Genomic DNA, 22,860 nt, shown 5'->3' with positions numbered 1-22,860 from the left:
ATTTTTAGCTGGTGAGATATTTCTCTTTTATAATATTGTAAACTGACCTCGGCTGAAGGATGTCTACGCCTCCCGCGCGGTTCTCAAGAACTCTGCAAACACCAAACCATTCCTCGTTTGCCACGCCGTCCGGGAATGATGGCATTGAGAATCCTCCAATATCGTGTGCGCTGGGATTTCCGCTCTTTTGCCATTCGTCTGTCCATTCAAAATAACATCCGCCAAGAATTCTTTCCCCAGCCTCGAATAACTCCCTCAGAAGATCTTTGGCGTACTCAGCCTGAGCGTTTTCATCCTCTTTTTTCTGAAGATTGTCCCAAGCGTCTATTCCAAATTCGGTGACCACGAGAGGTTTCAAGCTTCTGCTTCTGAACTGATCAAAAGCCCCTTCAAAAGACCTACCACGGAAAAGAGTCGCTCCCCAAGCATCTAGAAACTTTAAAGAACCGTCATCAGATCCTATCGAATTTTCTCCGATGACATAAATTTCCGCCGCTGAGGTTATAACTGGATGGTAGGATTGACCCTCGACTTCAAAAGCTGCTTTTGCCAATTCATTCAGAAGCGAAAACCAGTCCCTCAGCTTCGTTTCGTCGCCCGGCCATAAATTCTGAATCTGAAACTCGACCTCATTTCCAACACACCACATCAAGACTGCTGGATGATCCTTGAACCTCCTCACATACTCTTTAAAATCATTCAGCGCGGAATGACGATGCAACTTGTGAAGGGATAGAAACGTGATACCTAACAATCCTTATATACTGGAAGCATAGAAATGAAGGCAGAACTACAGCGAGATTAACCTGGGAAACCCGGGACAGCTTTTCGGCTGTTTCTCGCTGAAGTTCTAGGAGAAGTAGGAAAAGTGGCATATGGAAGGTTCGGCAGAAGAGGACCAAGGCAAATGTATAAAGCAGTCTGTTCTGACTGCGGTGCCGAGTGCGAGGTCCCCTTCAAGCCGACGGAGGGCAGACCGGTTTACTGCCGGGATTGCTGGCAGAAGAGAAGAGCCGCGGGTAGATAGAAAAATCTGATTATCGTGGCTCTAGCTTTTTTCTTTTTTATATTTCTTTCCATTTTGTGATTTTCACAGCCAATAAAACGAAAACTACAGAAAGAGCCCCGAGTACAACGAAAGATGTTAGAGCACCGGCAGGATTCCCGAGGATGAGTGTCTGCCTGAGACCTTGATGGAAGTAATAGAGAGGCATACACTTTGCAATTGTCTGCAAAATTTCTGGCATTATCTCTATTGGCCAAAACGCACCAGAAAGGAACATCATCGGAAACGCAACAAGATTCCCCGCTGCGCTAGCTGCTTCGACATCTTTTATCAATCCTCCCATAGTTATACCTATTGCGCAGAAAAGGGTTGCTCCCAGCAGAACCAAGCAAATGAAGAAAATGTCTGGGGTTCCGCTGGTTCCAAATATTAGGCGTCCCAAAAAAATCATTATAATCGTGAGAAGAAAAGCAAGTATGACCTGCGTAATCAGATTTGCCAGAATCCAAGATTTCTTCGAAAGAGGTGTTGCGGCCACTCTTTTAAGAATTCCATTTCGCCTGAACTCGGAAATGTTCGATGTCAAACCAATTACACCATTCGTCATTATGAAAGCTGCGGTATATCCTGGCACGTAATAATCTGCCGGCTTGAGCGTTCTCTCCGAGAGCGTTGTAAATTTCACCTCGATAACCGATTGTGCGCTTATCAGAGAATTGTTGAATGCTTGAACTATGCTCTGCACTGCGCTGCTAACTACTTGAGCCGATGCATCTCCTTCTTGAACATATAAAATAAGTGTTGCTTCCTCAGGTGTAATTCCTGTTACCCAGTTCTCCAGAGCCGATTTGCCTTCTTGAATGGATCTAAGATTGTTCTCATCCATATATTCCCCATAAGTTTCGACTATCAGATCTAAACTACTCAGAATTATCATGCCACGGACCTTGATGCCCTTCTCGGCAGCCTTTTTCCCGAAATTTTCCGGTATCACTAGAACTCTGTAGCTGGTAAACGAAGGTATGTGCTCCTTAACCCAGCTCGAGATTTCGACAGAGGGTGGTATCATCTTGATTGAGAAAACACCCGAATTCTCCATTGCGGATATGAAGGCAATCGATAGGTCGCTCGGAGACCCATTTTCCAAGTCTCGATTTTGCACCCATATGCTGTACCTCCCGGCTCCTCCTCCAAAGACTGATCCAAAAATCAAAAGGAGAACGACCGGAAAGAGAAATGAAAAGAAAACCCCCATTCTGCTTCTGATCCAGTTTTTAAAAAGCACTACAGTTAAGTGAAGAGTCTTCACTGTATCAACTCTCCATGCTCGTTTATTCTCCCTCCTGCCAAGTTCAGGAAAACTTCATTCATAGAGGGTTCTTTCATTTCTGGTTTCAGACCATGCCTACTAAGATAAAGGAAAGCCTCGAGCATGTCTTCGCGAGATTTGAAAAACGCTGTTGTTTTACCATCTTGCTGAACGATTTTTTCGCCGACTTTCCTCAAAATTCTTATGCCTCTTTTCTCCGAAATAGACACCCTGAAACCACCGCCATACTTGGAAATTAGGGATCGCACAGAATCCGTTATCAATATTTTACCATTGAGAATCAGCGCAGCTCGATCCGCGAGAGCTTCTACTTCCTCCATGTAATGAGTAGTCAGAAAAATTGTCATGCCTTCCTTTCTCAAATTCTTTATTGTTTGCCAAAGCTCCTGTCTTGCTTGAGGATCAAGACCGGTAGTCGGTTCATCAAGAAAGATTATTTCTGGACAGGATGCAAGAGCCATGGCAATTCCTACGCGTCTCTTCATCCCTCCAGATAACTCTCCAAATTTTCTCTTTCGATGCTCGAGCAAGCCGAGGGTCTGAAGAATATTTGAGACGTCAACTCTGCGTTCATAAATCTTTGCGATAAAGCGAATATTTTCTTCTACTGTAAGTCTCTCAAAGGTACCGAATTCCTGTGGTAAAACTCCAATCCGCTGTTTTATCTCCTCTTCGTGCCCCTCGATATCCATTCCAAAGATTTTCACGTTTCCACTCGTCGGGTTTCTAAGACATTCAAGGATTTCGACCGTAGTCGTTTTGCCGGCGCCGTTCGGACCGACCATTGTAAAAATCTCTCCACGATAGACATCGAAGGAAACTCCAGACAGGGCTAAAATGTTGCCATACCGCTTGACAAGATTTCTAACCTCTATCACTTTTCTTCTCACGATCGCCCCCCGATTTTATACCGATAGAGGCAAAAATAAGTTTTATGAGGAAAACATGTGAAAATTTGATTGTTGGGCCCGTAGCTTAGCTTGGTTAGAGCGCTCGGCTGATAACCGGGAGGTCCTGGGTTCGAATCCCAGCGGGCCCACCAGATTTCGAAATCTCAGAAGCATCTATTTTAAATCCTAGTGTACAATTATTTTCAGAATGGCACAAGAAAAACTCCCAATATCTTTACTCCCAAAAGAAAAGCTACTAAAAATTTTAAAACCACAAAGGCTAGCTTTTTTGGGCCATTTCATTCTTTCAGGGATCATTTTTATAATCGGTCTAATTCTTCTAGGCTATCTCTGGTGGTTGGGAATACTAGTAACATTTTTCGGAATAATCGGGATAATCGCAGTGATTTTTTACTCACAAGCGTTTACTTACTATCTCACAAATAAAAGAATCGTGATCTATCGCAAATTCATAACTATCTCATCTAGACAAATCCAATACGACGACATATCTGATGTTGTAGTAGACCAAGGCATAATTGGTAGGATTTTCGGCTTCGGAAATGTAATACCGATAACGAAATCCGGACTTGGAACCGGAATGGTCGGATGGCAGGCGGGTGGAGGAAGAGTAGGACCTTCCGGAACTATTGTCGTCGGAGGGCCAGTCGGAGGGCAAGTCGTTCCTGTTGCTAGCCCATCTACTTGCGTCTATGGTGTGAAAGATCCATTCGCTGTAAAGAACATTATATTTAAATATCAGGAAGAATACGCAGAGGCACCCTATCTAAAAAGAATCGCGAAAAGTTTAGAAAAACAACCTAAAGCGTCCGGAGTGAGCTACTGTCCGTTTTGTGGTGCGGGGATAAGTGTTAAAGAGGCAAAATTCTGTCCTAACTGTGGAAAGAGACTTGAGTGAAAAGTATGGTCCAAAATAAGTTCAAACCCGATCCGAATCTGAAGAAGGTCTATGGGATCTATCTTTTACTTGCTGGATTGCCGCTTTTCTTCATTGCTAGCATACCCGTCTGGGGAGCATACAAATTCGCTCCGGAAATCTGGCGAGAATACAAAATATTTACATTTATACCTCTCGGCATTGTCACAATAGGTATTTTGTTTGTTGCATATTGGATTCCGCGATACTACGACACTATTTTCTTCACAATAGAGGAAGACGAAACAACAGTAGAGCGAGGAGTTTGGTGGAAAATGAAACATACAGTTCCTTATTCTCGCGTTATGTGTGCTGATGTGATACAGGGTCCGATTTCCCGATTTTTTGGTCTGGGATCCGTTCACATATATACCGCCGGATACACTGGGGCCGCTGGTGGCACTGCTGGACCTGGAACGAGAGGGGCTGAAGCGTCAATATGGGGGATTCCAAATTTTTTGGAAATCCGGGAAATCATCCTAAAATCTGTAAAAAACAGGCCTCTCTTTGCGCAGGCTCAGGTGGGTCTGGAAAGAGAAATCTTGGAGGAATTAAAGCAGATAAGAAAAATTCTGGAAAAAACTGCTTGAACAATTAAATCAAGATTCTTTTCTCAGTGAATTTTGAAATTTTTCTACGTCTTTAAAACTACGAATTTCCACAACATTGCCCAACTCGTTTTCAATTTCTTTTTCTAATCCGATCTTCGCGAATAAGCGTTCCACAGTTTCTGTTTTTGCGCTTGTCGAGGGATATCTCGGAACAACAGTACAGCATCCGGCATGTTTCTCGCTCCAAATTCCAATTTTCCTCGCCTCTCTTTCTATCTCGAGTTTGTCCATCGTCAGAAGTGGTCTAATGATCGGAAACTTGATCCCAAATGATGTCACGGCAAGATTGTCAAGAGTTTGGGATGCCTTCTGACCGATTGACTCCCCGGTGACTATCGCCGAACATTTTTCTCTCTCACATAACGCTTCTGCAGCTTTCAGCATCCCCCTTCTGCAAAGAACACAAGTGTACCTTCCACCAGCATGAGAAATTCTGCGCAGAATTTTAGACCAAGGAAAAATCAGAATTTTTTCTACGTCTAATCTGTCTTTCAACTTCTTGAGAATTTCAATTGTTGTAAAAAATGTCTCGTCACTCACGTAAGGATAAACACAGAAATGAAGTGGAATTATCTCAAAATTTTTCGATGCTAAAGCACAAGCAAGTGGAGAGTCTATTCCACCGGAAACTAAGCATATGACTTTTTCCATCAACTATAAGCTCGCTTTTCGAGCTATTAACAGGTAAAGCTCCGTTATCTATATAAACGCTGCTCATGGAAGTACTTTGATGAAATGACTGAAATTAGCCAAGTATACAGATGCAAAATCTGTGGAAACATTGTGACCGTGCTTCACGCTGGTGCTGGACAGCTTGTTTGTTGCGGACAACCGATGGAGCTCTTGCAGGAAAAAACCGTAGATGTCGGCAAGGAAAAGCATGTCCCGATAATCGAAAGGGTTAAAGGTGGGGTAATAGTCAAAGTGGGCTCGATACCCCATCCGATGGAAGAAAAACACTACATAGAATGGATAGAGCTCGTTACAGATAGAGGATCGTACAGAAAATTCCTTAAGCCTGGCGATGCTCCAGAAGCTTTCTTTCCAGTACAAGAAGAACAGGTAAAATCGAGGGAATACTGTAACATCCACGGTCTTTGGGGATCTAGCTAAACGGTTTATCTGAGATAAAGTTGTGTGGATGCGGACATGCGCCGAACAAAGGAACAAAAATCGAGGGCGGGTGATGTATGACGATATACGAACTTATTATAGTTGGTGGCGGTCCGGCGGGAATAACTGCAGCCATTTACTCTGCGAGAAAAAGAGTAAATTTTGTTTTAATAACAAAAGACATAGGAGGCAAAGCTGCTTGGAGTGCAAACATAGAAAATTATACTGGATATCAGTTCATAACCGGATCTGAGCTAGCCCAAAAATTTGAAGAACATGTCCGTGCTTTCAACATCACAATTCTTTTCGAAGAGGCCAAACATATTGAAAAAATCCCCGAAGGTTTTGAAGTTCAAACCACGAGGGGTCGGTACAAAAGCAGATCTGTGATAGTCGCCACCGGGACCGAACCTAAGAAACTAGGTGTGCCTGGTGAGGACGAATTTAAAAATCGTGGGGTCACATATTGTGCGACATGTGATGCTCCTTTATTTATGAACAAAAATGTGGCTGTGATCGGAGGAGGAAATGCTGGACTTGATGCGACTTTGCAACTTACGAGAATCGCTAGACAAATATATCTAATAGAAATTTCCTCTGAGTTAAAGGGCGACAAAATAATGAAAGAGAAAGTTATACAAAGCGACAAGGTCGCGATATTGACAAACACAAAAGTACTGGAGATATTGGGAAATAGATTTGTAAAAGAGATTGTTGTCGAAAGAGAAGGAAAGAAGTTCACATTACCAGTGGATGGGGTCTTCATCGAAATAGGACAAATCCCAAACTCAGACATTGTACGCCATTTGGTAGAACTGAACGAAAAAGGAGAGATAATAGTTGATGCAAGATGTCGTACAAATGTGGATGGGTTGTTTGCGGCTGGAGATGTGACGAATGTCCCACAAAAACAAATCGTAGTTGCGGCTGGAGAAGGAGCAAAAGCATCAATTTCAGCCTATGAGTATCTACAGCGATTAAAACAGTAGGTTATCCTATCTTTAGTTCATATTTCTCAGCTATCTCCAAGAAAGCTTCTCCTACCTTTTTTATCTTTTCCCAATCAAGACCATATGTGTTGAGTTTGAAATGCTTGGTTAACCCGGGTTGAATTCCGACTATTCCCCTTTCCCTTAGTTCGTCATAAAGGAAGTAGCCACGACGTTTATGAGTTTGTGATACTTTGAAAAATCCCTCTGACTCGATGTGGACTAGTGTATGCTCCTTCGGTTTCACACCGAGTTGTTTGGTTCCTTCTATCTTTTCAAGCTGATCAACCAACCATCTCGTTTTCTCGACTTCTTCTGGCCATCGCTTGACTCTCTCGACGACGTAAGGAAAAGATGCCATAAGAGAGATCAATGGTGCGCCCATTACTGTGCAACCGAGCAATGCGTACTCTTTTACACCAAAAGTCCTGCCGGTCAAATCTCCCCGGATTTTGGAGGGTGCCAAGATCCGCTCGGCTATCTCTTCCGTCATTGCTAAAATTCCGGTCGGGGCGCTCGCAGCCCAAGATTTGTGACCGCTTCCAGTGATTATATCCACACCTAGCCTTTTTCCATCAACCGGCATTACGCCCGCTGTATATGCGGCATTCAGAAGAACCGGAACATTATATTCATGGGCGATCTTCGCAACTTTCTCCGCATCATTCAGGTTTCCATAGAGATAATCGACATGTGTAAGAAGAACCAACGCCGGTGGCTTTCCTATCTCTTTCTTCACTTCTTCTATTTTTTCGGCATAGGCATCCAAGTTGAGCCGAAACTCTGGGTATCCACTATTCGGAACCTCTTTAACTTTAAGTCTAGCCAACTCTGCGGCGATGTACGTCGAGTAGTGTGCGAGGCTGTCTATTACAACATAATCTCCCGGCTCACCGAGCATCCTGAAAGCTATGAATTTCGCTTCTCTGCATCTAGTCACAACTCTTGCGACATCCATGCCAAGAAATTCGGCCAAATCTGCATAGAAATCTGCTATCGGCGGGGTCCCGATTTTATCTAATCTAGCCATTTTTGGAGGACACCAGTCACAAACAGAGTAACCATCACCAAATTCAAGTAGTGCCTCTCTGGCAGCTTGTGTCAGAATTCCTCCACGCTGAAGCGGATTGAGGTTTATATATCTCTCTTCCCTAAATTCCCGCCTCAGATGAAGATACTTCTCGAGCTTTTCCCTCGGTATATCTGGGATTTTCTCGCCCTCCAGATCTCCAGTCAAATTTCAGACTAGTAAGTTATAAAGAAACCTCAGGATTTCATCTTTGCGATTCTTTCGATCATTTCGATTAATTTATCGATTTCTCTAGCAGTGTTATATATAAACAGAAGCTCTGACGCTTCCCAGTGGTCTTCTGAGAAGCTCGACATGAAGTGGCATCGCACAGTGATGACCTGATCTGACCATTATTCCTCCTTTTTCATCGAGAATTTCTGCCACTCCGTTTGGATCTAAATCCCGAACATTGAATGCGACAATTCCTATTATATCATCACAAGTCAGTGGTCCGTAAATTTCTGTGTCCTCGATTTCTGAAAGACCGGAAATGATTTTCTCGGTCAGTTTACGTTCATGAACAGCGATGTCCTCCATATCAAGTCTTCGCAAATATTTGGCCGCCTCTCCAAGCCCGATAGCTTGAGCAATTGGTGGTGTTCCTGCCTCGAACCGGTCGGGCGATCTCGTTAAACTGAAGTCCGATATTGAAACATGATCGACTGTCCCTCCTCCTACAGCTAAAGGCTCCAAAACATCGGAGCTATCACTGTTAACATATAAAACTCCAATGCCAGTTGGAGCCAACATCTTATGGCCAGAAAACGCTAGAAAATCACAACCTATTTCGGAGACATCTACAGGCATGTGCGGCACAGATTGGGCGCCGTCGATTAGAATTTTTGCTCCTCGTTCATGCGCGATTTTCGTAACTTCCTTTACCGGCAAGACTGTTCCAAGAACATTTGAAGCATGGGAAATCGCGATTAATTTCGTACGTTCATCGATTGCTTTTTCAAAATCGGTTATTTCAAACCTGCCAGCGCCATCGGATTTAACTATCTCAATCTTTAAGCTCAATTTTTTGGTTATTCTTAACCAAGGGATAAAATTTGAATGATGCTCAACAATTGTGGTAACTATCTTGTCACCGCTTTTCCATTCTAGTCCGTGAGCAACCGTGTTTATGCCTTCGGTTGTGTTTTTAGTAAAGATTATCTCGCTTGCATCTTTAGCATTTATTAATTTTGCTACCTCTTTTCTGGCTCTCTCATATTCGTCTGTAGCTTCTGCTGACCAAGAATAAACACCACGCCCGACGTTGGCTCTGTACTCTCTGTAAAACTCCAAAACTTTTCTTATTACGGGTTCAGGTGTTAAGCTACTTGCCGCGCTATCAAGATATATCTTTCCGGAAGACAAAATGGGAAAATCCCGCCTGATTTTGCTAACATTTAAAGGCAGAGAACTCACCTCCTGAGATAATCCGCAAGAGATTCGAAAATCAGACGCCCATCGGCCCATTCCTCATCTTTTGAAGCCGTCCAGTCCGGTCTGTGGAACCAGTAAAAAGCCCTTTCAGGATGTGGCATCAAACCAAATACCACTCCAGATGGATCGCAAACTCCAGCGATATCGAAAATAGACCCGTTAGGATTATGTGGATATCTTCCCTGCGCCGGTCGACCGCTCTCATCGGCATATCGTAAGACCAATTGCTTGTTTTGCACGAGCTTCTTAATATCCTCGTCTTGTCTATTTAGATCGAAAATGAATTTTCCTTCCGCGTGCGCGACCGGAAGAAAGAGAGTTTTTTTATCAACTTTGCTCATGAAAATGCATTTGCTTTTTTCCACTCTTAGATAGACCCATCTGCATTCGTACCTACAGGAATTGTTCACGGCTAAAGCAGCTTGTGGTTCTTCGCTCGGTCCCTCAAAAGCCGGAAGCAGACCACCTTCGACCAATACTTGAAATCCGTTGCATATGCCTAGAATTGGCTTGCCCTCTTCCACAAATTTTACAAGTTCTTTTCGCAAACGAGCCAGCAAACGTTTAGCCATCACTGCTCCCGCCCGTATGTGGTCTCCATACGAAAAACCTCCTGGAATAACCAGTGCATCGTACTTTCTGAGTTTGAAACCATCGAGTTTGCGTAGATGAACTATTTCTGCCAGTAGGCCCACATTTTTTAACGCCAGCGCCGTTTCCCAATCGCAGTTCGTCCCCCTGGTCCGGATTACACAAACATTTTTCATTTTAAATCACCATAGTCTCTTTTTCCAAGCTGAACGCAACTTCTCCGAAGAAAGACATATTATTGTTTTTCCATCACGCCGGATCTCCAAAGATCTCTTCTTACAAACTACGCCTATCTTCGCGAAGTCTCCTTTGACTAAGCTCTCAAACTCTTTTTCTCTTTCTTTGGCAACTTCTACGAGAAATCTTCCATTAGACTCCGAGAATAAAAGAGAAGTGTTGGATAATTTTGTTTGAGTGGGCACTTCTGATAAATCCATAGAGGCTCCAAAATCGCTAGAGATCACCATTTCAGCGAGCGCCACAGCCAACCCTCCCTCCGAGAGATCATGGCAAGCTTTTACGCATTCACTATCAATCGCTCTTTGAACAGACTTCATCACTTTTTTGGACTCTTTTGGCCTGACTCGGGGAACGTTTGACCCTAATTTTCCAAAAATAGCCAAAAGCTCAGATCCGCCAAGCTCATTGTACGTGCGGCCCAAAATATACAACGGATCTCCTACTTCCTTAAGGTCCAGAGAAACCGCCTTCTTAATATCTCGAATTATTCCAACAGCTGTTATCAGAAGCGTCGGTGTCACAGGATCGAGCTCAGATTCGTTATAAAGACTGTCCTTCCCAGAAATGAATGGCACACCAAATACCTTGGCAAAATCATAACAGGCTTTGCAGGCGCTGAGCAAAGCACCAAGCTGTTCTGGCTTTTCCGGATTCCCCCACGTAAAGTTGTCCAAGATAGCTTGTCTTTCTCCACCAACAGCGATGTTATTCCTTATGGCTTCCTCGATTGAAGATGCCGCCATCCAATAAGGATCTATCTTTCCATATCTTGGCTTCAGTCCGCATGATATCACTACACCTTTCCAAGAATCCGGTAGTGGACGAAGAACTGCCGCGTCGTTTGGTCCGGAATGTTTACCTTGAAGGGGTTTCAGCACACTTCTTCCTTGGACTTCATGATCATACGTTCTTATGATGTCTTCGCGACTGCAGATATTTGGAGAAGAAAGAAGTCGCAAAAGAAGTGTTTCCTCTTTTCCGTCTGAAATTTTCGGTTCTGGCTCTCCACATGTAGATATCCTAGCTACTCTAACCGGGAGCGGTGGAGAAAAGAGAAAATCTAATTTAAGATCAAGAATTCTAATCTTTTTCCAGAAAACTTCGACGGACTTTTTATTATTGAAAACTCCCACCGGTGTTGCTTCCACCTCTTCTTCTTCGAATATCTGAAGAACCCTCCGCAAATTTTTCTTGGGAACTGAGAGTAACATCCTTTCCTGAGATTCTGAAATCCATATCTCCCATGGAGCCATTCCAGCATGTTTCAATGGAACTTTTTCCAACCAAATTTCAACGCCACAATTGGCCCTGTTCGCCATCTCGGAAGCTGCACAGGAAAGTCCACCTCCACCTAGGTCGGTTATTGCGGATGCGAGCTTTTCATCCCGAATTCTTAAAATTGCCCTTCGTAACTTCTCCTCTTCTATTGGGTCTGGAATTTGAACCGCGCTTCTCAAGGCCTCAAGATCTCCACGCAATTCCTCAGATGCAAAAGTAACTCCATGAATTCCATCTCTTCCAGTTCTCCCACCAGCTAAAACAGCGAAGTCTCCCGGCCGCGTGTTCTTCACGCATTTATCAAGAGGAAGCAAACCTACACAACCACAGTAAACAACTGGATTCCCAATGTAGCTTTCGTCAAAATATACGGCGCCAGCAACAGTTGGGATTCCCATATTATTTCCGTAACAACCTATTCCCGCTACAACACCTGAAAAAATATACTTCGGATGTTTCATTCCCGGAGGCAAAATCGAATAACTCACGTCTAAAGGACCAAATCCCAACACATCGATATTTGCGATCGGTTCCGCCCAAACACCGAGAATGTCTCTTATCACTCCGCCGATACCGGTTGCAGCACCACCAAACGGTTCCACAGCAGAGGGGTGATTGTGCGTTTCAACCTTTACCGCAATCCCATAACCATTTTCAAAGTCTACTATTCCAGCGTTATCTTCAAATACAGAGATACACCATTCTGGAGCCAATTCTTCTGTGGCTTTGCGAATGAAATCTTTAAAAAGTCTGAACTTTTTACCTTTGAAGATAACCGTGCCTTTAAAAGTTTTGTGAAAACAGTGCTCTGACCACGTTTGACCAATTGTTTGTAGTTCTATGTCCGTCGGATTTCTTCTGATTTTTTGAAAATACCTCTTGCAAGCTTTCATCTCTTGAAGATTTAATGAAAGACCAAGTTCCCTGCTGATGCGCAAAAGATTTTCGTCGCTCGCGGCGAGTATGTTTACCTCAAAAACTTCAACAGGAAGATTTTTTCTTTTGTAAAGTTGCTCCATTTTCTTCTTTCACCTCAAAAACATAATCATCCTTGACCGGATTGGAAAGCAATTTTCTACACATCTCGTCGACTTTCTTCTCCGCATCCTCCCTTGATAAAGCATAGATCTCCATTTCATACACTTTCGCCACTCGCACCTTCTCAACCTTGAAACCCAGATCTTTTAGAGATCTCTCTGCTGTTGCCCCCTCGGGGTCGAGGTAAGCTGGCTTTAATTTTACCTCCACTCTCGCACGAAATTTCTTCAAGGCTACCCGTACTCAAACTTTCCAAACATGCTTTTAATAATCACTCTGTTGCCCCTTTTGCTGCGATCGCAATAACCGATGACCATGGCTTGAACTCCGAATTTTTCTGCGATTGAAATTACGTTGTCTACTTCTTCTTTCTTGACAATGACTTCAAATCCTATCCCCATGTTAAAAACTTCAAACATTTCGTTCCAACTGACTCTACCCTCCTTCTGAATGAGCTTAAAAATGGGATCTGGTTCGGGTAGATTTTCCTTCACGTAGAGAATGTTTTTCCCCAGTCTCAAACATTTTGTCAGACCGCCTCCAGTGTTATGAACAAGTCCGGATATCCCTCCACATTGTTTAAGAATCTTGAAGACAATTGGTGTGAAAATCCTGGTGGGAGAAAGAATAGCCTCGCCCACCGTCATATTCAGTTCCTCAAGATAGTCATCAAAGGAAAATCTTCCGAAATATCCACTTCCGATTTCCGGACGCTTTTTAGAATATTCCGGCTTCATCAAGCAGTGTCTAGCCAGTGTTATACCATTACACATGATCCCGCTATTCTCTCTATTCTCGTACTTTGCTCTCCCACCACTCCTGATACCAACAATGATATCACCAGCTTTTATGTTTTCTCCGCTGATGATTTTTGAAAGTTCTATGATACCCACTACGGCGCCAGACACATCGAGTGTCATCAGCTGATCGGGAAGCTCAGCGGTTTCGCCGCCAGCAAATATTATAGATATCCCAAACTTTTTGAGAAGAGAGAGAGTCTTCTCAAAGCCTCTTGCCAAAGATTCCAAGATCTCTTTTTTCGGAACAATACGTGGGTTCAGTGCAATGTAATCGACTAAAGAAATCGGAATCGCACCGACACAAACAATGTCATCGATGTTCATCGCGACTACGTCCTGCGCGAGTCCCTCAAACCATCTTTTATCTCTTGTCTCTGCCCAATGAAGATAAGCCTGAACCGGTTTACTACCGGCTCCATCGGTATGGAAAACCAAACCAGTTGAAGAATCAAGAGGATTTTTGAAGACAGAACAGAATGACTTTTCGTGGATCGACTTTATATGCTTCTTAAAAACTTCTATGCCTGATTTTTTGACATCTACGCCAACTTGTCTGTATTTTGAGGTCAACAGATTCACCCAAATCTCAGAATTCTTTCCTCAGTTATCAATATTTTCACCGGAACATCCGCAGATTTCTGATTGGGTATGTTTTCAACCAGCTGCATCTCGAATGCAAGACTAACAACGCACACATTTGGATTCACGGAAAAAAGTCTGCTGAGAAATCTATCGTAAAATCCTTTTCCATATCCAATTCTCCGTCCCTTTAGGTCAAAAGCAATTCCTGGAACTACAACAAGTTCTATTTGTTCAAGAGGGATTTTCTTACGAATTTCTATGCGTGGTTCCAGAATGCCGAATGTTCCGGGCTGAAGATCGCAAAGCCCAGAAATCTCCGTAAATTCGATTTCGTTTCCTACAACAAACGGAACCAAAACTTTTTTCCCGAGCTCCAAGGTTTCAACAATCATTTCCTGCGTTCTGACTTCTTTCGCTTCTTCTTTTGCCACATAAAAGGCCACTGTTTTTGCGCTTTTGAACTCCGGAAGAGAAAACAGCTTCTCTTTTATTTTCCTGCTCTTTTCCAAAACCTCCTCAAAAGTCAGAGCTTCCCTTTCCGCTTTCTTTTTTTCACGGAGATCTCTAACATTAAACATTCCTTTCCCTCTGAAGATTGGTGGCTATCAAAACATTTTCCAAAAGCATTGCACGAGTCATTGGACCAACACCACCGGGTACTGGAGTTATGTAAGAAGCTATATCTTTTACGGATTCAAAATCAACGTCTCCAACCATCTTACCCTCGACAAAGGAAATTCCAACATCAATTACAACTGTTCCTTCTTTGACCATTTCTTTTCCTATCCTGAATGATGGGGCACGGCCGACACCAGAAACCAAAACATCCGCCTCCTTTGTCCTCTCTGATAGATTTCTTGTTTTAGAATGGCAAATTACAACCGTCGCATTCCTATCGAGCATCATTTTTGCTAGAGGTTTTCCAACCAGATCGCTCCGGTTGATTATTACAACCAGCTTTCCTTCTATTGAGAGATTGTAACGATCTAGAAGCCTGAGAATTCCCTTCGGTGTGCAGGGAAGGAGCGAATTCTGGAGAGAATAATCACCAAGCCAGAGTTTACCAACGTTCTCGGGATGAATACCGTCCACATCCTTTGCTGGATCGATAGCCGAGATAACTCTGCGCTTGTCTATTTGTGGAGGAAGAGGAAGTTGTACTATTATCCCCTGCACGTCCGCGGCATTTAGATTCTCAACTAGTTGAACAACTTCATTCGAACTTGAGTCTTCAGGAAGTTGATGGAGCCTGAAATTTATGCCAACGGCTTTACAGTCCCTTTCCTTTCCCCCAACATACACCTGCGAGGAAGGATCTTTTCCCACCATAACAACAGCAAGAGATGGACGGAGTCCTTCAATTTTCAGTTTTTCAACTTCCCGAGCGATTTGTTTTTTTATTTCTTCAGCAAGTGCCTTGCCATCCATTATTACAGCCAATTTAACACCTCAGAATTTCGTGCCTTCTGTCAAACATACTCTATCTCCATATTTCTGTAATAGCGGCTTGATCACTTCTTTAACGAATTTTTCGCAACGCTCCGGAGCATCGCCAATATAATTTTCTACTTCGAAAAACTCGTCAAGCTCTTCTCTGGGCAACTTTGATTTTATGCGCATATCCTGAGACAAAAGTTCGTGAAGTGGGTTTTTTTCTCCTCGCATGACGACCTCCCAAGCTTTTCTTGAAATCTCTCTCAGATACTCATGCATTTTTTGTCTGTCCTCACCAAGTTCAACAAGACGCATTAGAATCGGTTCAATAGCAGCAAAGGGCGCAAATTTCTCCAAATTCTTTTTTATCATTTCTGGATAAACTATCATGCCCCTCGCGAGCCATGCATAGATTATCAGACATTCGTCAATTGCGAGAAAAGCCTCTGCTAGAACTATTCTTCTGTTTGCGGAATCGTCCAGCGTCCTTTCAAGAATCGTCTGTGAGGCATTGTCCCATGCGATTTTTGGTAAAACGGACACATATCTTGCCAGCGAGCACATTCTTTCAGCGGAAATTGGGTTCTTTTTAAACGGCATTGCCGAAGAACCTACCTGCGCCTCCTTCATCGGTTCTGATATTTCCCCAAAAGCCGGAGACTGCAATAGGCGGAAATCCAATCCAAATTTGTGAGCACTCTGAGCAATGCTTGCGAGAACGTTCAAAAGAATAAAATCCAACTTTCTAGGATATGTTTGAGTCGAAATGTGAAAGGAACTTATTCCAAGTTTTTCCATGACTTTTTTCTCCAAGTCTTCCGGACGTCCTTTTTCTCCGAGCAAAAACTTAAAACTTGCAGAAGTCCCCACGGCGCCCTTTATTCCTTTTCCTTTCACAAGATTGTTCATGAGAAATTCCACAAGCTGCACGTCGAGCACCAAGTCTTGCGCATAAAACGCCAAGCGATATCCTAAGGTAGTCGGCTCGGCCGGTTGAATGTGTGTCCATCCCAAGCATGGCAAATCCTTATACTTGATTATTTTTTCAGATAAAGCGTCCAAACAATTAATCAGCCTTGTGAGGATTATGTCTAGAGCCTCTTTTATTCTAATTGCGTCCGCGTTATCTTCTATATCCATAGAAGTGGCGCCAAGATGAATCTTGCCTCCTCCAACTGGACACTGTTCGGCAAAAACTTTGATCTCCGCCATCAAATCATGCCTTATTTCTCTTTCGACTTCATGCGCTCTTTCGATGTTTACATATTCCGGACCTGATTTAGATCGAATATCTTCCAATTCCTCCTGAGAGATCAGACCATACTCAGCTTGAGCTTCGGCAAGCGCGAGCCATACTTTTCTCCAAAGAGTTCTCGTGTAAACTTCGGAGAACAAACGTTTCATCTCTTTCGAGCCGTACCTCCAAGTGAATGGAGAGAGGAACGTTTCGTAGCCGAATTCTGCCATCTCTATCCATCAATTTATCGTAGGCTAATCTTTAAGCCTTCTGCATGGAGCGTATGGAATTATAAAAGAACAGAAACAATGTTTTGTGATGACAAAAGTGGTTATCATCATGGGATCAAAATCCGATTTTGAATTTGCGGATAAAATCGTGAAAACTTTGAAAGATTTTGGAATTCATTATGAACTGAGAATCGCGTCGGCGCACAAGACTCCTGAAAAAGTCTTGGAAATTTTACGAGAGTACGAGAAAGGGAATGAAAACCTAGTTTATATAACTATTGCTGGAAGATCTAACGCCCTCTCTGGGATGGTTGATGCCAATACGAGATATCCAGTCATAGCTTGTCCATTATATTCGGAAAAGTTTTCCGGGATCGATATATTTTCTTCTCTCAGAATGCCTAGCGGTGTAGCTCCTTTAGTCATATTGGAACCAGAATCCGCCGCGTTGGCCGCGGCAAAAATTCTTTCTTTGAAAGACCAGAAACTCGGTGAAAAGGTTTCGGAATATCAAAGGAAGATGAAGGACAAACTCGAGAGAGAAGATGAAGAGCTAAGGAAGGGATAACGATTATTAAATCTCGCGTCTACTTTTTTCGATGGAAATGAGCAATACAATTTCCGAGGCCTGCGGGGTCTTCGGAGTTTACTGTTTTAATTCCAAATCAGCGGCTCCTTACCTTTACTGGGGTCTCATCGCACAAAACCATCGTGGACATCACTCTTACGGTTTTCTCACTTATAATGGAAATTTTCATCAGTATCACGACCTTGGATTACTGCCTCCAAGTAGAGCCCCAGTCACAAAACTCATTCTTAGGAAACTGAAGGGAAATGTCGGAGTTGGACATGTAAGATACGCAACCGCTGGAAAAGACACGCCCTACTGGTTGAGAAAAGACGCCCAACCATGTGTACTCAAATCTGGCAGGACTAAAATTGCAATAGCATACAATGGAAACCTGGTTAACTCTAAACAACTTAGAAAGGATCTGAAATCTGAGTTTGGTAATCTATCTTCTTCATCTGATGCCGAGCTTATTGGAAGAAAGATCCTCTTTGAACTTAGGAAAAAGAAAGACTTAGTAGACGCTGTGCAAAGATGTATGACAGATATTGAGGGTGCTTTTTCCGTTGCTGGAATGACTGGAGAGGGAGAACTTTTCTTTTTCCGTGATCCACTGGGTATAAGACCACTCTGCTACGGAATGAACGAGAGCGAAGAAATAATTGCTGTGAGCTCCGAAAGTGTTGGACTCGACATCAACGATTTTCAATTTTGGGGAGAGGTAAAGCCAGGAGAGCTTTTCATCGTTTCAAAAGATACCATTCGAGTTGAGAAAATCTGTGATGTTGGTAAAAGAGCCTTCTGTGCTTTTGAGTTTGCTTACTTCGCAAGGCCTGATTCTATTTTGCGTGAAGGTTGCAAGCCGGTTTACAAGATACGGGAAGAGTTTGGGAGGAACCTTGCAAAAGAAAACCCCGACATAAGAGAAAAAATCGACGTGATCGTATCAATTCCAGAGACAGCCGATGATGCTGCCTACGGAATGCATGCGGAAACGGGAATTCGTTGGGAGCGATCTCTACGAAAACACAGATATCTGACAGACAGAGCTTTCATATCCCGAGAAGAAGAGAGAGATATGATAATAAACAAAAAACTAAACATAATCAATGAAATTGCCGGAAAACGAGTAGGAGTGGTTGAGGATAGCATTGTCCGGGGAGATACTTCAAGACGCATTGTCAAGAAGATAAGACGCGCCGGAGCCAAAGAGGTTTACATGTATGTTACATTTCCGAGGATAATTTCACCCTGCTTCTACGGAATAGACATGGCAACTTTTTCCGAACTGATTGGCTATAAATTTGACGAAGAGGGGATAGCAAAATCGATTGGAGCTGACGGTGTGAGATATCAATCAATGGAAAACTTCATAAAAGCAACTAATTTTAAGGAAAACGAGCTTTGCTTGGGTTGCCTAACATGCAGATATCCCACACCTCTGGCTCAAAAACTGGCCGATGAAGTGAAGGCTAAACTGAGCCGAGGAGAAAAAGAGACCGGCAGAATCTACGAGGTCTGAAACCTCAGCTTTCGCATGTGTGTGATGCTTCTCTGTATGTGTTCTGGTAGAGCGATGTCTTCTCGATGTCTGAGAGGACCATCGATTTTTCTTATGCCCTCCAGCGAAATTTCTCTTGCTTCTTCTAGGCTCTCCGCGATTCCAACTACCGCAACAGTTCTAGAGGAAAGGGCAAATGTCTGATTTTCCCTGACTTCCATCGAACCGGGATATATTCGTATGTTATCACCATATTTCTCACGAAGCTTTTCGGCCTCCGATAAATTCACCGGTTTTGGTCCAGAATATTTCGCATAGCCACCATAATCGAGTGGAACAGCATAAGTCACGACCGTGGCTTTCTCCTGAAAGCGAAGAGGTTGAAGGTTTCCATCTATCATCCTGTAGCAAACTTCGACGAAGTCATCGATAAGAATTGGTAAGATGTTCATAACTTCTGGGTCTCCCCACCTGCTGTTAATTTCCAAGACCTTCACACCATCTGCTGTTGCTATGAAACCAAAATACATTATCCCGCGCAAATTTGGATTTCCCGATGGACCAGCTAGAGAATCGTGTACAAGTTTTCCTATTTTGATTGCCCCCTTCCAATCCTCGTCATCCATGAAAGGTAAAATTTCTCCTATACTTTTGTAAGAGCCCATCCCCCCGGTGTTTGGGCCCTTATCCCAGTCAAACGATCTTTTGTAATCTCTAACGGCAGGTGTTGGGACTATATGCTTTCCATCTGTCAAGAACTGCAAAGAAAACTCCTCACCATCCAATTTTTCCTCAATGATTACCGAACCCTTCTCGAAATTCGGAAGGAAGAACTTTTCAAACATCTCCTCTCTAGATTTAAAGTGATCTCCCCAGACCCCTACACCTTTCCCTGTTGCCGGTGCATCTGGTTTAACCGCTACGGCATCGCCGATTGTATCGAGCCAATCAAAAACGTCCTTTTTTACTTCCATCAATGACCGATAGTCGGCGGGAGAGAATACCTTAAATTTTGGATTTGCTTTTGGGCAGACTCTCTGGATTACGTGCCTCTGTTCTACTTTACTCCGCTCTATGAAGAAGCGAAGAATTGGACATATCATTTTTATATTTGTTTCTGCCTCAATTTTGTCGCGCAACCCTTTTAGTCCGGGCCCTTCTGGACCGAGAATCCCAAAATCTATCCGATCCGCGTGTTTCTTCGCAAAATTCACAATCGACTCAACACTCAGATCTGGAATCACGATATGCTCTCCGCCGGTTTCTTCGGCTATCTTGACATTGAAAGGATTCTTCTGTTTATCGGCTATGAAAAGTCTAACCTTTTCATTGCTCTTTGCTAAAGCCTCAGCAATGCAGGCTTCTCGACTTCCATAGCTTATGAGAAGAACTCCTATCAATGTTCCCCCTCCATTCTCACAAATCCTTTCTCCCATTTTCCATTCTTCATGATATAGACATTTCCTTCGCAATCGATTGCAACCATACCCCTTGATATCAACTCCAATGCCTTTCGATAAGCAGGCCCATCACACTTCTCCTTCATCAAGTTCTGTTGCTCCTCCGGGAATCTACCTTCTACAGGTAAAGGTGGAGAAATTACAACTATTGGTCCGTGATCAGGGGTCTCGTTCATTATGTGAATTGTCGATCTCGTCGCCTTTTCTCCTGCCTCTATCTGAGCTTTCACCGCGTGCAATCCCGTATATTTTCTTTTTCCTCCCTCGGTTATGGAAAGATCTGCTGGGTGAACGTTTAAAACACGATTTGGAAATTCCCGCAGAAATCTAGGGGTGAGAACATACATGTATCCGGAACAAGCGATTAAGTCAGGATTCCACTTTTTTTCCTTTATTATTTGAATAAGCTTTTCCTCATATTCGCTTCTGACTTTCATATCGGAAATTGGCCTGCCGGCATAGAACTCTTTTATGTCAACAACCTCGACAGGAATTCCAAGCTTTTTTAACTTTTCTACCCCGCTAGCAGTTTTCGAACTAGATATCGCCCCAACTACCTCAAAATCGTCGCTTCCAAGCATGAAGGGAACAGCACTCGCACCTCCAGAGAATAACACAACTACTTTCATTTTCCTCTTTTCTTTTTGGGGAGAGAAGATTGGTTTCGGTTCGCACATTTTCTCACTTGAACTTTAAACGATTTATTATTATATTCCCCGGCCCCTGCTGGATCGTCATAGTTTTCCCATTGAAAGCGGTAATAGCTTCGTTGCATTCGGCACTATTGAAATCTTTGCCTTTGGTCAAGAAAGTTTTGTTAAAATTTAACATAATGTAAAAATTTGAAAATCAGCTTGTATTTTTTGACCAAAAAGCTTATATATGGGATGTAAAAACGTAAACAGATAACCATGACAGAACGCGTGATGAAAAATTCGTCGTATTTGAACGCGCAATCGACTACCGGAACCAGAACGAGAGTCAGAGATGTTAGCCCAACAAGCGGAATGTGCCCGATCTGCGTAAAGGAATGTCCATTTCTCTGTGAAATCGGTCTTTCAGCGTTTCGAGGTAGAGAGGTTTTATATCCGATACCAGAATATTTCGGTCAAAGCACGGCGGCATCTCTCAAGAACTACGGACTCGACTGGTCGCACTTCAACATTCTCGCTCGGCTACGTGGGGCCGAGGGAATTCCGGCGGATTCGGATCTTGCACTTTTCCCAAATGTTGATATAACATCAGAGCTCGGTGGGGTACGGCTGAAGCTCCCGCTGGCTTCTGGAGCTTATGGATCTACAGCCGTTGCAAAGAACTACTGGGATTCGTTAGCTGTTGGAGCCGCCCTCTCCGGAATAATTTTGATAATAGGGGAAAACGTCTGTGGAATGGACCCTGAAGCCGAGCTCACAAACGGCAAAATATCCAAGTCTCCTGATATGGAACACCGTGTTAAAAAATTCAGAGAGTTCTGGGACGGAAAACATGGAGATGTGGCTGTGCAGACTAATGTAGAAGATCAAAGACTCGGGGTTGATGTTTACGTGATATCCAAGCTAGAAGTCAATATAATCGAGAGAAAATGGGGACAGGGGGCCAAAGCGATTGGAGGAGAAGTTAGACTTAACTCTATCGAGCGAGCCTTGACGCTAAAGAAAAGAGGTTATTTAGTTATTCCGGACCCGGAAGACAAAGCTGTTCAAGAAGCGTTTAAGGCCGGATATTTCAAAACTTTTGAAAGACACAGTAGGGTTGGCATGCCATCCGAAAGAGATTTTGTCGAAGACGTAGAGTGGCTACGCGAACAGGGGGCAAAAAAAGTTTCCATCAAGACTGGTGCTTACAGACCTGTAGATGTGGCTTGGACGATGAAAGTTGCTTCCGAAGCGAAAGTGGACTACATAACGTTCGATGGTGCTGGTGGTGGAACCGGAATGAGTCCAGTTCCGATGATGAATGAGATGGGAACACCTACAGTGTATTTGGAAGCACAAGTGTTGAAGTGTGCTCAAATTCTAAAGAAACATGGAAAGTATGTTCCAGATATAAGCATGGCTGGAGGTTTCATAAACGAAACTCAAATCTTCAAGAGCATAGCGATGAGCAACTTTGGGGATGGACCGTTTGTCAAAGCAATAACAATGGCGAGAGCACCACTAACAGCGGCGATGAAATCCACATATTTCATCGAGCTCGCGAGAGAGGGGAAGCTACCAAAAGACTTTGCCGAGAATTTTGGAGCTGAACCTGAAAAATTCTTTGTTGCGATTCCTGAGTTGAAACAGAAATATGGAAAGGACTTTGAAAGGATTCCTCTTTCGGCGATCGGCGTATACACCTACCTAACGGACAGAATCGGTGTGGGGCTAAAACAATTGATGGCTGGAGCCAGAAAGTTCAAGCTAAATCTAATAAACAGAGACGATCTGATTGCGCTGACAAGACTTGCCTCAGAGGTTACAGGAATTCCAATGGCCCACGAAGTCGAATCAGAAGTTTTCGAGCAGATTTTGCTAGGTTAG

At 43.3% G+C, this 22,860-nt stretch carries 22 protein-coding genes and 1 tRNA gene; 8 read left to right on the top strand and 15 right to left on the bottom strand.

The window, feature by feature from the left end:
* Window positions 1-4: 4 nt before the first annotated feature.
* From QXF64_00185 to QXF64_00175, 3 genes are all read right to left on the bottom strand, one after another.
* Window positions 5-721 (bottom strand): glycoside hydrolase family 2 TIM barrel-domain containing protein, encoded by a 717-nt coding sequence (locus QXF64_00185; protein ID MEM1688917.1) that lies wholly within the window; start codon window positions 719-721, stop codon window positions 5-7.
* Between the two features lie 343 nt (window positions 722-1,064).
* Window positions 1,065-2,315 carry an ABC transporter permease gene (locus tag QXF64_00180; GenBank protein ID MEM1688916.1) on the bottom strand — a complete coding sequence of 417 codons (1,251 nt, stop codon included), beginning with the start codon at window positions 2,313-2,315 and terminating at the stop codon, window positions 1,065-1,067.
* The gene (locus tag QXF64_00175) at window positions 2,312-3,226 is read right to left on the bottom strand and encodes an ABC transporter ATP-binding protein (GenBank protein ID MEM1688915.1); all 915 of its coding nucleotides are present in this window, start codon (window positions 3,224-3,226) and stop codon (window positions 2,312-2,314) included. The genes QXF64_00180 and QXF64_00175 overlap by 4 nt, the downstream gene beginning before the upstream one ends.
* 74 nt (window positions 3,227-3,300) lie before the next feature.
* Here QXF64_00175 and QXF64_00170 point away from each other — a divergent pair.
* The 3 genes from QXF64_00170 to QXF64_00160 all read left to right on the top strand — a co-directional run bounded on the left by QXF64_00170 (window position 3,301) and on the right by QXF64_00160 (window position 4,753).
* A tRNA-Ile gene (locus QXF64_00170) sits at window positions 3,301-3,378 on the top strand.
* Window positions 3,379-3,434: 56 nt separating this feature from the next.
* Window positions 3,435-4,145, top strand: a complete 711-nt coding sequence (locus tag QXF64_00165) for a PH domain-containing protein (GenBank protein MEM1688914.1) — start codon at window positions 3,435-3,437, stop codon at window positions 4,143-4,145.
* Window positions 4,146-4,150: 5 nt separating this feature from the next.
* Entirely contained in the window at window positions 4,151-4,753 is a 603-nt protein-coding gene (locus QXF64_00160) for a PH domain-containing protein (protein ID MEM1688913.1), read from the top strand.
* A 9-nt stretch (window positions 4,754-4,762) separates the two neighbouring features.
* On the opposite strand, the gene QXF64_00155 is transcribed toward QXF64_00160, so the two are convergent.
* Window positions 4,763-5,425: a hypothetical protein gene (locus QXF64_00155; GenBank protein ID MEM1688912.1), complete on the bottom strand. Its 663-nt coding sequence runs from the start codon at window positions 5,423-5,425 to the stop codon at window positions 4,763-4,765.
* A gap of 84 nt (window positions 5,426-5,509) precedes the next feature.
* Here QXF64_00155 and QXF64_00150 point away from each other — a divergent pair, with 84 nt between their 5' ends.
* On the top strand, window positions 5,510-5,887 hold the full coding sequence (locus tag QXF64_00150) for a desulfoferrodoxin (protein MEM1688911.1): 378 nt from the start codon (window positions 5,510-5,512) through the stop codon (window positions 5,885-5,887).
* Between the two features lie 77 nt (window positions 5,888-5,964).
* Window positions 5,965-6,876 (top strand): FAD-dependent oxidoreductase, encoded by a 912-nt coding sequence (locus QXF64_00145; protein MEM1688910.1) that lies wholly within the window; start codon window positions 5,965-5,967, stop codon window positions 6,874-6,876.
* A gap of 1 nt (window position 6,877) precedes the next feature.
* Here the strand turns inward: QXF64_00145 and pscS are convergent, their stop codons facing one another.
* The 9 genes from pscS to purB all read right to left on the bottom strand — a co-directional run bounded on the left by pscS (window position 6,878) and on the right by purB (window position 16,809).
* Window positions 6,878-8,113, bottom strand: a complete 1,236-nt coding sequence (gene pscS, locus QXF64_00140; GenBank protein ID MEM1688909.1) for an O-phospho-L-seryl-tRNA:Cys-tRNA synthase — start codon at window positions 8,111-8,113, stop codon at window positions 6,878-6,880.
* A 93-nt stretch (window positions 8,114-8,206) separates the two neighbouring features.
* Complete coding sequence (locus tag QXF64_00135) at window positions 8,207-9,310, bottom strand: cysteine desulfurase (GenBank protein MEM1688908.1); 1,104 nt, start codon at window positions 9,308-9,310, stop codon at window positions 8,207-8,209.
* A 47-nt stretch (window positions 9,311-9,357) separates the two neighbouring features.
* Window positions 9,358-10,146: a phosphoribosylformylglycinamidine synthase subunit PurQ gene (gene purQ, locus QXF64_00130; protein MEM1688907.1), complete on the bottom strand. Its 789-nt coding sequence runs from the start codon at window positions 10,144-10,146 to the stop codon at window positions 9,358-9,360.
* A 6-nt stretch (window positions 10,147-10,152) separates the two neighbouring features.
* A complete protein-coding gene (purL, locus tag QXF64_00125) occupies window positions 10,153-12,507 on the bottom strand; it encodes a phosphoribosylformylglycinamidine synthase subunit PurL (GenBank protein ID MEM1688906.1) in 2,355 nt (784 codons plus the stop codon).
* Window positions 12,470-12,757 carry a phosphoribosylformylglycinamidine synthase subunit PurS gene (gene purS, locus QXF64_00120; protein ID MEM1688905.1) on the bottom strand — a complete coding sequence of 96 codons (288 nt, stop codon included), beginning with the start codon at window positions 12,755-12,757 and terminating at the stop codon, window positions 12,470-12,472. Before purS ends, purL begins: the two co-directional genes overlap by 38 nt.
* Window positions 12,758-12,759: 2 nt before the next feature.
* Window positions 12,760-13,896, bottom strand: coding sequence for an AIR synthase related protein (locus tag QXF64_00115; GenBank protein MEM1688904.1), 1,137 nt, complete (start codon window positions 13,894-13,896; stop codon window positions 12,760-12,762).
* 5 nt (window positions 13,897-13,901) lie between these two features.
* The gene (locus QXF64_00110) at window positions 13,902-14,486 is read right to left on the bottom strand and encodes a 5-formyltetrahydrofolate cyclo-ligase (protein ID MEM1688903.1); all 585 of its coding nucleotides are present in this window, start codon (window positions 14,484-14,486) and stop codon (window positions 13,902-13,904) included.
* Window positions 14,479-15,348 carry a tetrahydrofolate dehydrogenase/cyclohydrolase catalytic domain-containing protein gene (locus tag QXF64_00105; GenBank protein MEM1688902.1) on the bottom strand — a complete coding sequence of 290 codons (870 nt, stop codon included), beginning with the start codon at window positions 15,346-15,348 and terminating at the stop codon, window positions 14,479-14,481. Before QXF64_00105 ends, QXF64_00110 begins: the two co-directional genes overlap by 8 nt.
* A gap of 9 nt (window positions 15,349-15,357) precedes the next feature.
* A complete protein-coding gene (gene purB, locus QXF64_00100; protein MEM1688901.1) occupies window positions 15,358-16,809 on the bottom strand; it encodes an adenylosuccinate lyase in 1,452 nt (483 codons plus the stop codon).
* An 88-nt stretch (window positions 16,810-16,897) separates the two neighbouring features.
* Between purB and purE the strand changes: the two genes are divergently transcribed.
* Entirely contained in the window at window positions 16,898-17,377 is a 480-nt protein-coding gene (purE, locus tag QXF64_00095) for a 5-(carboxyamino)imidazole ribonucleotide mutase (protein ID MEM1688900.1), read from the top strand.
* Window positions 17,378-17,414: 37 nt separating this feature from the next.
* Window positions 17,415-18,899, top strand: a complete 1,485-nt coding sequence (locus tag QXF64_00090) for an amidophosphoribosyltransferase (protein ID MEM1688899.1) — start codon at window positions 17,415-17,417, stop codon at window positions 18,897-18,899.
* Here QXF64_00090 and QXF64_00085 read toward each other — a convergent pair.
* Both QXF64_00085 and QXF64_00080 read right to left on the bottom strand, forming a co-directional pair.
* On the bottom strand, window positions 18,887-20,314 hold the full coding sequence (locus QXF64_00085; protein MEM1688898.1) for a hypothetical protein: 1,428 nt from the start codon (window positions 20,312-20,314) through the stop codon (window positions 18,887-18,889). The two genes, QXF64_00090 and QXF64_00085, sit on opposite strands and share 13 nt — an antisense overlap.
* Window positions 20,275-21,015: a formyltransferase family protein gene (locus QXF64_00080; GenBank protein ID MEM1688897.1), complete on the bottom strand. Its 741-nt coding sequence runs from the start codon at window positions 21,013-21,015 to the stop codon at window positions 20,275-20,277. Before QXF64_00080 ends, QXF64_00085 begins: the two co-directional genes overlap by 40 nt.
* A 249-nt stretch (window positions 21,016-21,264) precedes the next feature.
* On the opposite strand from QXF64_00080, the gene QXF64_00075 reads away from it, so the two are divergent.
* Window positions 21,265-22,860: a glutamate synthase-related protein gene (locus QXF64_00075; GenBank protein MEM1688896.1), complete on the top strand. Its 1,596-nt coding sequence runs from the start codon at window positions 21,265-21,267 to the stop codon at window positions 22,858-22,860.

It is taken from the genome of Candidatus Hadarchaeales archaeon, assembly GCA_038823825.1.
Classification (GTDB): Archaea; Hadarchaeota; Hadarchaeia; order Hadarchaeales; family Hadarchaeaceae; genus JAVZGN01.
This window is presented reverse-complemented; position numbering and strand designations above follow the sequence as displayed.

Coding starts and splice junctions, on each gene's coding strand:
- QXF64_00165 (MEM1688914.1), top strand. CDS start 3,435: ATGGCACAAGAAAAACTCCCAATATCTTTACTCCCAAAAGAAAAGCTA.
- QXF64_00160 (MEM1688913.1), top strand. CDS start 4,151: ATGGTCCAAAATAAGTTCAAACCCGATCCGAATCTGAAGAAGGTCTAT.
- QXF64_00155 (MEM1688912.1), bottom strand. CDS start 5,425: ATGGAAAAAGTCATATGCTTAGTTTCCGGTGGAATAGACTCTCCACTT.
- QXF64_00150 (MEM1688911.1), top strand. CDS start 5,510: ATGACTGAAATTAGCCAAGTATACAGATGCAAAATCTGTGGAAACATT.
- QXF64_00145 (MEM1688910.1), top strand. CDS start 5,965: ATGACGATATACGAACTTATTATAGTTGGTGGCGGTCCGGCGGGAATA.
- purQ (MEM1688907.1), bottom strand. CDS start 10,146: ATGAAAAATGTTTGTGTAATCCGGACCAGGGGGACGAACTGCGATTGG.
- purL (MEM1688906.1), bottom strand. CDS start 12,507: ATGGAGCAACTTTACAAAAGAAAAAATCTTCCTGTTGAAGTTTTTGAG.
- QXF64_00110 (MEM1688903.1), bottom strand. CDS start 14,486: ATGTTTAATGTTAGAGATCTCCGTGAAAAAAAGAAAGCGGAAAGGGAA.
- purB (MEM1688901.1), bottom strand. CDS start 16,809: ATGGCAGAATTCGGCTACGAAACGTTCCTCTCTCCATTCACTTGGAGG.
- purE (MEM1688900.1), top strand. CDS start 16,898: ATGACAAAAGTGGTTATCATCATGGGATCAAAATCCGATTTTGAATTT.
- QXF64_00090 (MEM1688899.1), top strand. CDS start 17,415: ATGAGCAATACAATTTCCGAGGCCTGCGGGGTCTTCGGAGTTTACTGT.
- QXF64_00085 (MEM1688898.1), bottom strand. CDS start 20,314: ATGGGAGAAAGGATTTGTGAGAATGGAGGGGGAACATTGATAGGAGTT.
- QXF64_00080 (MEM1688897.1), bottom strand. CDS start 21,015: ATGTGCGAACCGAAACCAATCTTCTCTCCCCAAAAAGAAAAGAGGAAA.
- QXF64_00075 (MEM1688896.1), top strand. CDS start 21,265: ATGAAAAATTCGTCGTATTTGAACGCGCAATCGACTACCGGAACCAGA.